The organism is Myroides sp. 1354, from assembly GCF_030324495.1.
In the GTDB taxonomy this organism is placed as follows: Bacteria; Bacteroidota; Bacteroidia; order Flavobacteriales; family Flavobacteriaceae; genus Flavobacterium.
In genome coordinates this window covers 1-13,568 of sequence record NZ_JACAGN010000032.1, presented here as the reverse complement: position 1 = coordinate 13,568, position 13,568 = coordinate 1, and the positions used below count along the sequence as shown (strand labels likewise).

Genomic DNA, 13,568 nt, shown 5'->3' with positions numbered 1-13,568 from the left:
TGTTCTCTGCTCATTTTACTAATGTACATATTTTATTATACAATTATTTTAATGACACAGTTCACGGGACACCCTCGTAGCCAATGGAGAAGATATATCGAAATATTTTATTAAGGATTTAGAACGTTTTTAGGAATTGTTTTAAGTATGAGATGAAATAAAAAACCTATATCTTAGTCTGAGATGTAGGTTTTATATTATACTAAATATTGTATTATCTTATAAAGGAATAGGAAGTTCTCTTTTATTTTTTATTGATTGCCTTCTTCTATTTTCAATACAGCTAATTCTATATAATATTAATCGTTCTTTTGCTTAACAAAATATAATGAATTATCTGTTTTCTTAATAGACAGTTTTTGAATAGAAATATTTTTTATTTTTTCGTTATTAAAAAGAAAACCAAAACCAATTTAATCTAAACAAATTAATTCTTCTTCTTTTATTTACACACCTTAACAGCCAAAATAAAAAGTTACGTTTCTGCATTCCTTTTGAATGACAAAAAACTAAATTGAGATTGTCTTACTAACTAGAGGAGCATTATATTATTTTACTTAAATTTGATTTTATGTTAATATTAGCAATAATTAAATAAAACTTGTTCATGCTACGGAAAACCGTAATATTTGAGGGGAAGATTCAAATACTTTTACAAAAGTGATATAAACCATTTTACCTAACGTTAAAAACGGGTTATTAGATTAAAGTAAATATAAAATGGTGAGGTTTTAAGGATAAATAGTAAATAAAGTAATTATATGTTATAAATCAGCATTATGAAAATAAAACAAATTAAAGTTGAAAATTTTCGATTACTCAAACAATTTTCAATGGATTTAGAAGATGAACTATCTTTAGTCATTGGTAAGAATAATACCGGTAAAACTTCAATTCTTTCAGTTCTGGATAAATTTTTAAATGAAAAAACTAAATTTTATTACGATGACTTTAATATAGATTTTAAAAATGAATTAGAAAATTTAATTATATCTAATGATGTTCCTGAAGCCTTCGCATCAAAAGGGATTAAACTTAAACTTTATATTGAATATAATGAAACTGATGATTTATCTAATGTTAGCAGAGTATTGATGGATTTAGACCCTGACAATAACAATATTGTTTTAGGTTTTGAATTCATATTGCATTATGAGGATTTTTTAAAATTAAAATCCGATTATAAAACCTTCGAAACGAGAGAAAATTTAAAGTATACTGAGAAGAACACATACAAACCAAAGAGCTTAAAAGATTTTTTAAAACAAAATTTAGAAGATTATTTTAAAATCCACAAATATTCTTTTGAATTTGATACAATAATAAAGGAAATTACTGAAACTACACCGATTGATCTTGTTAAAGAAAATATCAATTTGAAGGATATTATCAGTTTTAAGTACATAAGTGCTAAAAGAGATGTAACAAATAAAGAAAAAGAAAATACATTATCAAGACAAACTTCAAGTATTTATAAAAAACAAGAAGATAATACGGACAAGAGTCAAGCAACTGAAAATTTTATAGATCAGCTTTCTGAAACTGACAATATATTGAGTGATATTTATAAAGATTTATTTAAAGATGTAATCAAAAAGGTTCAAGATTTTGGTGGTGTGAGATTTAATGATACTGATATAGCAATTATTTCTACATTACAACATAGAGAACTACTTGAAGGTAATACGACAGTTGTATATACTCATGATGATCATAAATTACCTGAGCATTATAATGGTTTAGGGTATATGAACCTTATAAGTATGATTTTCGAAATTGAAATTCTTGTTCAGGATTTTAAGCGTGATAAAGATAAAAAACCAGCTGATATTAATTTATTGATTATTGAGGAACCAGAAGCGCATACGCATCCTCAAATGCAATATGTTTTTATAAAAAATATAAAGAAACTTCTTGGTGATGGTATTAAGAAAGACGACAGAATACACCGCCCATTACAATATATAATTACAACGCATTCTTCGCACATTGTTGCTGATAGTGATTTTGATGATATAAAATATCTGAAAGCACTTGCAAAAAATAATGTTATTGCTAGAAATCTAAAAGATTTAAGAATCCAATACGAAGAGGATTCAAAACAATATCAATTTTTGAAGCAATACTTAACGATTAGTCGAGCTGAAATTTTTTTTGCTGATAAAGCTATTCTTATTGAGGGAGATACCGAAAGAATTTTGATACCAACCTTTATGCGTAAAGTTGATGTAGAAGAGAAAGCTAGATTATTAGCTGAAAATGATGAAGATGCATTTCTGCCTCTGCTTTCTCAAAATATATCTATCATTGAAGTAGGTGCATATTCTCAAATATTTGATAAGTTTATTGAATTTTTAGGTATTAAAACTTTAATAATCACAGATATTGATTCCAATGGAGATATTGGTAATAAAGATAGTCAAAATAATCCAGTTATTGAAGCCTGTGAAGTAAGGCTAGGAGTTGAAACGAGCAATAGCGCATTACTTTATTTTTTAGCAGGTACTTCTTGGGATGATTTAAAAAAATTACCAATTGCAAAACGAACAATAAAAATTGAGAATTCAACAATATGTTTATGCTATCAACAGGAAGAGGATAATTATCACGCAAGGAGTTTTGAAGATGCATTTATCCACATCAACAGAGCATTTGTAAATGAAAAGAAAGATAGATTTCAAGGGTTACAAAATCGTAAACTATTTGATGTTGGTAGCAATAATGCATATGTGTTAGCAGATAGATGTATCAAAAAGAAAACCCATTTCGTCTTAGATATATTATATCATAGCGATGAAAATTTTAGTAATTGGAATATTCCAGCTTATATTAAAAATGGATTATTATGGTTGAAGGAAGATTGAATTTAGAACCAGAAGTACAAGAAATTTTTCAATCAATTGATGAATGCAGAAATTTTCTATTAAGTGGAGGTGCTGGAAGTGGAAAAACCTATTCTTTAGTAAATGTAATTCGACAGGTGATAGTTGAAAATCCAACGGCTAAGGTTGCATGTATGACTTATACCAATGCAGCAGTTAAAGAAATTGAAGAAAGGGTAAACCATAAAAATCTTAATGTATCTACGATACACGATTTCTTATGGGATAATATAAAACATTTTCAAAAAGAGCTTAAAGGAGCTCTTATCTCCTTGGCAAATAATGCAGAAGTAACTAAAATTTCTATTACAGAAGTTAATCCCGTTCCTGATAATTATTTTGCGGATTTGCCTGATGGAGTGCAATACAAAGAATTTGTCAGAATACACGAAGGAATAATATCTCACGATGAATTACTTATTGTAGCAAACTATCTTTTTGAAAAATATCCCAAACTTAGCAATATTGTAAAAGATAAATATAAGTTCATTTTCATAGATGAGTACCAGGATACAAGCAAAGTGGTTGTAGAAATATTCCTTGAACATTTTAAGAAAAGTGAAAGAAAGAATATCATAGGTTTTTTTGGGGATGCTATGCAATCAATTTATGAAGATGGTATTGGCAACTTAGATGTTTATAAAGGAGTCGAAGCTGAAAAAGTAAACGAAATTCTAAAGAAGCAAAATAGAAGAAATCCTAAACTTATTATTGATTTGGCGAATAAACTTCGTACCGATGGAATAACACAAGAACCATCTGCCGATCCGAAAGCCCCTAATATGATTGATGGTGCAGTAAAGCAAGGCACGGTTTTGTTTCTGCACTCGACTGATGGGAATATCAATAAAGTTGAAGAATTTTTAGCAGAAAAATATGCTTGGGATTTCAATAATTCAAAGCAAACAAAAGAATTGAACCTTACTCACAATTTAATAGCAGGTAAGGCTGGTTTTAGAAACTTGATGGATATTTATGATAGAGACCACATATTAAGCTATAGAGATAGAATTAAGAAATACATTAAAGATAATAACCTAACTATTGATTTTTCAGACAATACATTTGAAGAAGTAATTGAAATATTACAGCAAGGAAAAAGCGGCAGAGATTTAAACGCTGTTAGTCCAACAAATGCAATGCAGATTTTTATTGAAAGTAATGCCGAATTGTACAATTATGCCAAATCATTAAAGTTTCTTGAATTTTCCAAAATGTATGTTGACAAAGACCAATTACTTGATGATAAAAAGCAAGATGAAGATGATGAAAATAAGAAGGGCTCAAAGAGAGATAATCTTATAAAACATTTATTTAAAATTCAGAATAATATTTCTTTGTATCAAAATAAAAAGTACAATGAATTTTTAAGAGCCACAGATTATCATTTTAAAATAACAAATATTGCAAGCAAAAAAGCCTTAAAAGAAAATATTGAAAGCCTTGTGAATGTAGGGAATAGTACGATTGAACAAGTTATTAATAACGCTGACGAAAAGAGAATTTGTTTGATTGATGATAAGCTGATTGCTTTTAAAGAGAATAAAGAGTATTTGTATAATAGAGTGAAGGATGTTAAGTTTAGTGAATTTCAAAAATTATATGAATACCTTGAAGGACAAACACCGTTTTCAACACAGCATAAAACAAAAGGAGCAGAATTTGATAATGTCTTAGTCATACTTGATAATGGTGGTTGGAATAATTACAATTTTGGTAATCTTTTCTTAGAAACTGGATCGGCAACTGTATTGGATAGAACTCAAAAGATATTTTATGTTTGTTGTACAAGGGCTAAAGAAAATTTATCGGTTTTCTTTCACAATCCAAGTGCGCAAGTAATAACAAAAGCTAAAGAATGGTTTGGAAATAATAACGTGATACAAATTTGATAATATTTATAGATCAAACCATGCCAATATAAAAGCTAAAAAGATCTTACTCATCAAGAGAAAGTAGTGTATGTAAGGAGTTGAAAATTTTGAAGGGAAAACAATTGAAAAAAAATATATAATTTAATAACCTAATATTCTATAACTATTATGATATTAAAAAGATACAAAGTAGAAAATTTTCGGTCAGTTCTTGATAGCGGCTGGATTGATTGTGATAATGTGACAACGTTAGTTGGAATTAACGAAGCTGGAAAGTCAAACTTACTTTTGGCTTTATGGAAGCTAAATCCAGCAAGAGAAGGAAGTATTGACATTTTACACGATATGCCAGTTTCTAAACTTAGTAATTATCGTAAAACTCCCGAAGAAGTAAAGTTTATTACAGCGGAATTTGAGCTTGATGATGAAGCTATAAAGAGCATTGAATCTAAAGTTGAATGTAATCTTCAGGGAGATAAATCTGTAAAAGTTTCTCGTTTTTATGATGGAAGTTATGCATTTGAATTTCCAAGTGGAAACCCGAAATCGACTAAAACAGAAAAAGTAACTAAAGAACTTGAAGAGGGCGAAGAACCGATTGAAGAAGATATTATTGTACCAATTGTTGAATTGGATTTGGAGAAAGCTATTCTCGCAGAAATACCACCATTTGTCTATTACTCAAACTATGGAAACTTATCTTCGAAAATCTATCTTCCAAATGTTATCAAATGGCTAAATGGAGAAACTGTAGATGGAATAGATGTAAACGAGGAACAGGTTCGTACGCTTAGGGTGCTTTTCGAATTTGTGAAATTAGACCCGAAAGAAATTTTGGAACTAGGACAAGATCCGAAAGAAATGGCAATGCTTAGGAATGGCAGAAATGGTAATACACAACCAACTTCTGAGGAAATTAAGCAAGCAGAAAATGATAAGGAAGAACGAAGTATTCTCTTGCAGTCAGCTTCAGGCGATTTGACAAAGAAATTTAGAGAATGGTGGAAACAGGGAGAATATAAATTTAGGTTTGAAGCAGATGGCGATTATTTCCGCATCTGGGTATCTGATAGTATAAGAACGGACGAAGTAGCATTAGAACTTCGTAGTACAGGGCTTCAATGGTTTATTAGTTTTTACTTAATCTTCCTTGTTGAAAGTCAAGAACAACACAAAGGGGCAATTTTATTGCTTGATGAAGCGGGACTTACTTTACACCCTTTAGCACAAAAAGACCTTGCTTTATTTTTTGATAATTTGTCAAAAGGCAATCAGATAATCAATACAACGTATTCTCCATTTATTGTTGATACATCTAATATAGATAGATGCAGAGTCGTTTTTATGGATAAGGATGGCTATACAGTTGCTTCAAGTAATTTAAGACAAGGTAGTGATGCCCTGAACGAAAAATCTATATATGCAGTTCACGCAGCTTTAGGACTAAGTGTTTCAGATGTTTTATTACAAGGTTGCCAAGCTATTGTAGTTGAAGGACCATCTGACCAGTTTTATCTTAATGCCATTAAAGGCTTCTTGATTCGAGAAAAACTTATTGCTCCGGAACAAGAAATTGTATTTGTACCATCAGGTGGTGTAAAAGGTGTTCCAGGTGTTGTGAGTATGATTTCGAGTAAGGCAGATGATATACCTTATCTAATTATCGATTCTGATAAGAGTGGCGAAGATGCGAAGAAAAGATTATTATCAGGTTTGTACCAAGGGGTTGAAAATAGAATACTAGATGTTAAAGATTATACCGCAATTGAAAAATCAGAGGTGGAAGATTTGATTCCATTTTCATTAATAAAAAAAGGTGTTGACAGACTTTTCAATTCTTTAGATGAAGTAGATTTTGAAGAAAATTATAATAAAGAAATTCCAGTAGTTTCTCAAATAGAAACATTTGCTGATTCAAATGGAATTGAATTAGAAAAAGGCTGGAAAGTTGGAATATCTATGGCTGCAAAAGCTCAATTAAAAAGTAAGAAAGCAGGTGCAATACCGCAAGAGTATATAGATAAGTGGACTAATCTTTTTAATGCATTTTTATCTGTATAAATAGTATCACTTTTTTAAACTAATAGTAAAGGAGTTATTCATACAAATAACTCCTTTTTATTTACACGGACGTAACCTGCAAAAATTATTTAGCAAGATATGATAGATATTGAAAGTAAAATAGATGAGCTTCAAGAATTAGTGTCGCAATATGACACTGAAAGCTTTGCTGGATCTTTAGCTTTTTTTATTAAAAAAAATATTGATCCTGCGGCAGATATTGAAATAAATAGATTTGGTTCTAAATTGAAAGACTTTCTTTACTTAATTTCTTTGAATGCATTTTCTGATAAAAAAGGAATGGAAAAGTTTGAGTTTCCATTCGATAATTTACATCTAATTGCAGATAAACTGGATGAAATTAAAAAAATTATATATCCGCAAGATTTAAATAATTATACCAAAGAATCTGTAATTCACGAAATGGCCGTTAGGAATCATTTTGATAACGGTGTTTTAAGCTATGTTGAACAAGATTTAGAAAAATTAAGGAGAGTGTTTTCTCCCTTTGATGAAAAAATAATTTCAGATTTTGGTTTTGATATTGATTTTTTAATTGAGGTTTGTAAGGAAATTGAGCTCATTTCCATAATTCGTGGTAAGCAAACGATGGAGTTTATGTTTACTAAAGAATTTAGAGATTTTAATGATAGAATTCAACAAGGTATTATATGTTTCTCAGATTCTTATGAAATGCTACCTGAACATATTAAGAAAGCTTTCGATTCCTTTAATGCTAAATCATATGCATCTTTAATGTTTTCATCATCTGATTTGTACCATAGGTTAGATGCGCAAAAAGTTGATAAACTTTTAAAATTAGTATCAATTGAACCAGTGTCTGATAATTCTATCAGATATTACACTGCTGAAAGTATTTTTGAAACGACACCATTTTTGAAGCTTTCTGATGACAACTATTTAAGCTTGTACGGGAAACAATTACCTATTTCTATTTATAAAATTCTATACGCTCATTTATTTAATAATAAAAGTACTAATGTTAAATTAAGGAAACATAGAGAAGATACTTTGGAGGATAAAGTGAATGATATGTTTAAATCTTTCTTTGCTAGTAAAGATTCCAATTTCTTTGAAAATTATTATGTAATTGATAATCAAGAGCAAGACTTGTTAATCTTATATAGAGGAAATGCAATTATTGTAGAAGTCAAAGCTTCCAAGCTACGTGAACCCTTTAGAGATGTAGATAAGGCTATTGGTAGATTAAAGTCAGATTTTAAAAATGCCATTCAATATGGCTTTGACCAATGTAAGAGAGTTGAAGATTTCTTTTATTCTGAGGAAGTTTTTAATTTAAAAAATGATCGTAAAAAAGTATTACAAGTTATTAATCCTTTAAATATTAATAATGTATTTTCAGTTGTTGTAACACTAGAAAGATTCGGTTGTTTACAGACTGATTTAGGTTTATTGTTAGAGAAGGAAGATGATGTTGATTATCCTTGGTCTGTTTATATTGATGATTTAGAAATATTTTTGAAAACGCTACAGATAAAATCGAAAAATCACATCAATAATTTTTTGAATTTCTTGGATTATAGGAGGCAAATGCATGATAGAATGTATTCTATCGATGAACTTGATGTGTGTGCTTGCTATTTACAGAATCCATCCAACTTTAAAAAATTAGCTGAAAATGAAGATATTTATTTAACCTTTTCTCCATACGAACAAGGTGATTTTGATAAACTCTATTGGGCAGGTAATTTAAAATTTAATGAAAAATCTTTACCAGAGGATTTTTATAAATTTGAATTGAGATAGCTATATTTTGTTATTATACCACAAAGGACTTTTTGTAGTATTTAAGGAAATTATACGGCACTTTTTGAGCCAAAATAACTACAAGTGTTAGTCTAAGTGGCACAAATCGAAATGCAATTAAAGGCACAGTTTGTCCGAAACAGGTGGGGTAAATCAAACTGTAATATTCATTGCATTACGATATCATAAAAAAACTTAGACATGCTGGAATTATTAAATTATATCGTAAGTACATGAGGCTAATAGTAGCAGAGAATATGAGTTAATCCAAACCATGACCACAAGTAGTTGGGTATTAAAAATTTTATAGGTATGTATCTATATAAGTAGATAAATAAAAAAGGACATAGTCACGTGACTATGTCCTTATGTAGTAGCTGATGTAGAAGATATAGCGAAATATTTTTTAAAGGATTTGGAACGATTTCAATAATTTAGATATGTATAATTATTTCTAACTCCGATAATTAAACCTGTAAGCCCAACAGAAAATGTTAAGAAAATTCCGCCAATTGTAATTATGTCTTTTAGGTCGTATTCCCATTGCCTACTGTTTAATTTTTTTGGACTGTTAGTGCTTTGAAACCAACGTTTTGAGGATTGGATCATATGACTGAACTTGAGGTAGAAAGTTTCAATTCTACTCAACTTAGAGTACAAGCCAATTAATTGATTGAATTTAAGAAAAAAGTCAATATAATTGACTTTTGCAATTTATAAAATTAAGCTTCAATCTTAATAGAAATTAACTATTTTACGAAAAGCATATCATGTGATGTTTTTTATTGAGACACTTGATTGATAAGTTTTTTATAGTTTTCACAACTCTGTTTTTCTCTTTCTAAATATGAAATTGGTAATAATTGAATTTTTGGTTTCGCTGTTTCGGGATTCCAAATTACAATATTTCCATCTTTATCTTTTCTCTTTATGGTTCTACCAGAACCTGAGTTTAATGAGAATAAATCGAAAAACTTTCTTGGACCAACCCCTATGAAAGGTATGAAATAAGTAAATTCTTGACTATAAACATTATTTGGATCAGGAATTTCAGATTTTATTGACTCAGAGTGAAATTCAAGAGCCTTAGATTTTGGATAAGGTTCAATGAAATATACTTTATCAACCCCAGCAGCAATTATATGTTTAGCACAGTTATGACATGGAAAAGTTTTACAAAATAAAACACTATTTCTTGATGAAATATTATTGCGAGAACAAGTCATTAAAGTTTCCATTTCTGCATGAACAACTCTACCAAATTCAATTAAATCCTTAAGTCTACTTGAATTTAGTATTTCTTCTAACTCTTCAGTTGGAATCCCTTTTTCACTTGACTTCTTAATTATATCATCTATAATTTTTTTTCTTTCGATTACGTTTGAATCATAACTTCTTGTATAGTCTCTCCCAAAAGGAAAGTCATAAAACTCGTTTTTTTCAGTATCGTAATAAGGCCAATACAACCCACCACCATATTTTGGAATATCATTAGCTCCTGTAGCAATTATGTCTTCATTTTTTGTCAATACTGCTCCAACTTGTCTTGATAAGTCTGCGGATCTTAATGATGCTGTGAAAGCCATAAACATAGCATATTCTTCGAATAAAGGAGTTAAGTGTGGAGAACCAAAAATAATATCTAAAAACCTAAATAAATTTTGCTTTAATTCTTGACTATTATAATTTACATCAACAAAAAAATCTGACAAATGATAAGTATCTGATGTATGTTGCCCATGTCCAACATCATCACTTTCATCTTTACTTATAAGGGTATTTGCTTCTTCTGAAGTTAATTTAAGTTCATTAACCAAATATTTAGTCCGATGATTTATATCGGAATAAACACCAATAAGATAAAATCCTTGACCATAAATTTCTTTAAGTGCTTTTACTTCGTCTGGATGTTTTATAGAGTCTATTATATATGCTTTTCGGTATGATTTTTCTTCTCTTTTTTCATTAATTATTGATGCTGCACCTAAGGCTAGAACTGAATTATTACTAGTATCTTCCCTAATTTGATTACCAATTTTCATCAAGTTGCTAATCCTCTCATATTGATGAGATCCTTGCCCAGTAGGAGCTTTATATATAGGTAAATTTTCTATTATAGCTTCTGAAACTTTTATTTCTTCAACCTCATATTTAAAATTATTTATTAGTCTATTTTTTAATATGTCTTTTACTGCCTGGTATTGTGTTCCAATTGCACCGACAAGTCCTATAATAATTTCGGAATCATCGTAGGATTGGGAAATAAATTTTTTTTCTTTTACATTAGCCTCTTCACCTTTTGTTGTAGTTTGTGTCAAAGGAGTCGAAATGCTTAATTTTTCTCCATTTAAAATTTTTCCAACTTGATCTTCATAATTTTTTACTTTTTCTGGATTTCCTTGAAATTGAATAGTGCCAGTAGTTGTGTAAAAATTTATAGAAATTCCATTAACTTTTACTTGAAATGTATTGGGATTAATTTCTTTCCAATCATCAGGTATTAAATTCTTTAATTTTTCTTTTAATTCGATTAAATCCCCAGAGGTAAATTTTAAGTTCATATTTTAATTTTGAAATACCACCTAACATTGTTTTTAATGAAATAAATAACATTTATACTTCATTAAATTTGAAACCACTATAATTAGCTTTGTGCAAATTAAATACATACTAAACCAACTTATTATGAATGGCAAAACAATTAGGTAATATTGTTTGTCTTGTCGAACATATAAAATTTTCTTCTAATATTATTACGGAAATCCGCAAACTCCTCAATATTTTGAGTATATCTACAAACTATCGACTTCGGAGTAGTTTTCTAGCTCTCTGCAAGAGCAAGTCGTTTTGAAAGCTTGAATCTCAATTTCGAGTGCCTCAAAACATAACTTGCTGTTACCTTTTCGGTAACTTTTTCAACATATTTACAAAATGTTTTTTATAATATGAATACTGTTTATACACCTATAAGTAAACGCTAAATAGACGCATCAAAGACCTGTTTTTAAATAGTGAGTCTATATCTCTAGTTATCTAAGCAGTCAACTTTTTGACTAGATAAAGGTAAACCTTGGTGTACTCGATACTGAAGGAGGTATTCAAACCAAAAGAGAAATTATTGGTTCGATATTTCCAGAAAAATTAGAGTTTGATGGGGAAATTTATCGAACCACACGAATTAACACTTTACTGAAGTGTATCTTTCAGATTAACAATGAATTGGCTGAAAATAAAAACAGGATATATGAGAATTTTCTCGATATATCCTGTGTAGTAGCGAAGACGGGAGTTGAACCCGTGACCTCAGGGTTATGAATCCTGCGCTCTAACCAACTGAGCTACCTCGCCAAATGTTGGTTTTTATTCTATTTCTAGAATGCGAGTGCAAAGTTACTATTATTTTTATATAAAGCAAACAGTAAGCTTCTTAAAAAATATTTTTTTATTACCAAAATATGTTTATATTCGAGGAATTATAACTTTTTAAGTACAGCTATGAAAGAAAAATATGAACTAGAATTTTCAATAAATTCCTCACCTCAATTGTTATATCAATACGTGTCAGATCCCTCAGGATTAAGCGAATGGTTTGCTGATAACGTAAACTCAAGAGGAGAGGTTTATTCTTTTATATGGGGGGATTCGGAAGAAAAAGCAAGAGTAGTGACACGAAAAACAGACGAAAGAGTACGATATAGATGGTTAGATGAGGATGGAGATGATACCGAATATTACTTTGAAATAAAAATAATACGCGATGAATTGACAAAAGATGTAACAATCATCGTGACGGACTTTGCTGAATCAGACGAAGTAAATGAATCAAAACAATTGTGGGAAAATCAGATCATGGACTTAAAACAAGTCTTAGGATCTGCCTAAATTCCATAAAATATAACTTATATTTGCCGTTAATAGTAATCACAAATTAGAACTATGATTAATGTTAACGGCAAACTTGTTTCTACTACAGCCCTTGCAATAGAAGAAAACCGCGGTTTTTTATATGGAGACGCTGTTTTTGAAACGGTGAGAGTCTTAGATAAAAAAGTCTTATTCGCTGAAGATCACTACTTTCGATTGATGTCTTCTATGCGAATCATGCGCATGGAAATTCCCATGCTCTTTACTTTAGAAAATTTTCAAGAAGAAATTATAAAAACAGTGGAGGCTCATACAGCTGATGCAAAAGCATTTCGCGTGCGCTTAACTGTTTACCGAGAGGCAACAGGAAAATACCTGCCGCAAGAAAATAAAACAATTGGATTTGTAGCAACTGCAGAAGTTTTAGAAGAAGCGGTTTACACCTTCCATGATCAACCCTATGAAGTAGAGCTGTACAAAGACTTTTATGTCGCAGCCAATTTACTGTCAACGGTAAAAACAACCAATCGTGCAGTCAATGTATTAGCTAGTATTTTCGCATCAGAAAATGATTATCAAAACTGTTTGTTGGTCAATGATAAGAAAAATATCATCGAAGCAGTTAATGGCAATTTGTTTGTGGTGAGTCAAAACACAATTAAAACCCCTCCATTAGACGAAGGATGTGTAAAAGGTGTTATGCGCAAGCAAATCATTGAACTGATCGGAAAACACCCTGATTATACGTTAGAAGAAGGGGCTATCTCTCCATTTGAATTGCAAAAGGCAGATGAGATCTTTATTACCAATGTAATTGTAGGGATACAACCTGTGACCAAATACAGAAAGAAAACCTTCACTACGCAAGTGGCTAAAGATTTGCTGGATCGATTGAACGCAAAAATTAGATTGATGTAGGTTTTTGGTTAACAGTGATCAGTTAACGGTTAACAGAAGAGTATCAATAATAGATGACCATTCCTTTGTAGGGGTGGTTTTTTTGTTGTTTGTTGTTTGTTGTTTGTTGTTTGTTGTTCGTTGTTTGTTGTTCGTTGTTTGTTGTTCGTTGTTTGTTGTTCGTTGTTTGTTGTTCGTTGTT

General features: G+C 30.1%; 7 protein-coding genes and 1 tRNA gene. 6 read left to right on the top strand and 2 right to left on the bottom strand.

Annotated elements, in window-relative coordinates; translation table 11 throughout:
* The first annotated feature begins 779 nt into the window (after positions 1–779).
* The 4 genes from HX004_RS17545 (at position 780) to HX004_RS17530 (ending at position 8,605) form a co-directional block, all read left to right on the top strand.
* The gene (locus HX004_RS17545; protein ID WP_286444142.1) at positions 780–2,864 is read left to right on the top strand and encodes an ATP-dependent nuclease; all 2,085 of its coding nucleotides are present in this window, start codon (positions 780–782) and stop codon (positions 2,862–2,864) included.
* Positions 2,846–4,774: a UvrD-helicase domain-containing protein gene (locus tag HX004_RS17540; protein ID WP_286444139.1), complete on the top strand. Its 1,929-nt coding sequence runs from the start codon at positions 2,846–2,848 to the stop codon at positions 4,772–4,774. Before HX004_RS17545 ends, HX004_RS17540 begins: the two co-directional genes overlap by 19 nt.
* 150 nt (positions 4,775–4,924) lie before the next feature.
* The gene (locus tag HX004_RS17535; RefSeq protein WP_286444137.1) at positions 4,925–6,817 is read left to right on the top strand and encodes an AAA family ATPase; all 1,893 of its coding nucleotides are present in this window, start codon (positions 4,925–4,927) and stop codon (positions 6,815–6,817) included.
* A gap of 99 nt (positions 6,818–6,916) precedes the next feature.
* Positions 6,917–8,605, top strand: a complete 1,689-nt coding sequence (locus HX004_RS17530) for a hypothetical protein (RefSeq protein WP_286444134.1) — start codon at positions 6,917–6,919, stop codon at positions 8,603–8,605.
* 782 nt (positions 8,606–9,387) lie between these two features.
* On the opposite strand, the gene HX004_RS17525 is transcribed toward HX004_RS17530, so the two are convergent.
* The gene (locus HX004_RS17525) at positions 9,388–11,166 is read right to left on the bottom strand and encodes an anti-phage dCTP deaminase (RefSeq protein ID WP_286444132.1); all 1,779 of its coding nucleotides are present in this window, start codon (positions 11,164–11,166) and stop codon (positions 9,388–9,390) included.
* A 713-nt stretch (positions 11,167–11,879) separates the two neighbouring features.
* Positions 11,880–11,953, bottom strand: a tRNA-Met gene (locus HX004_RS17520).
* A 147-nt stretch (positions 11,954–12,100) separates the two neighbouring features.
* On the opposite strand from HX004_RS17520, the gene HX004_RS17515 reads away from it, so the two are divergent.
* Positions 12,101–12,487, top strand: a complete 387-nt coding sequence (locus HX004_RS17515) for an START-like domain-containing protein (protein WP_286444130.1) — start codon at positions 12,101–12,103, stop codon at positions 12,485–12,487.
* 54 nt (positions 12,488–12,541) lie between these two features.
* Positions 12,542–13,387 carry an aminotransferase class IV gene (locus tag HX004_RS17510; RefSeq protein WP_286444129.1) on the top strand — a complete coding sequence of 282 codons (846 nt, stop codon included), beginning with the start codon at positions 12,542–12,544 and terminating at the stop codon, positions 13,385–13,387.
* Positions 13,388–13,568: the final 181 nt, after the last annotated feature.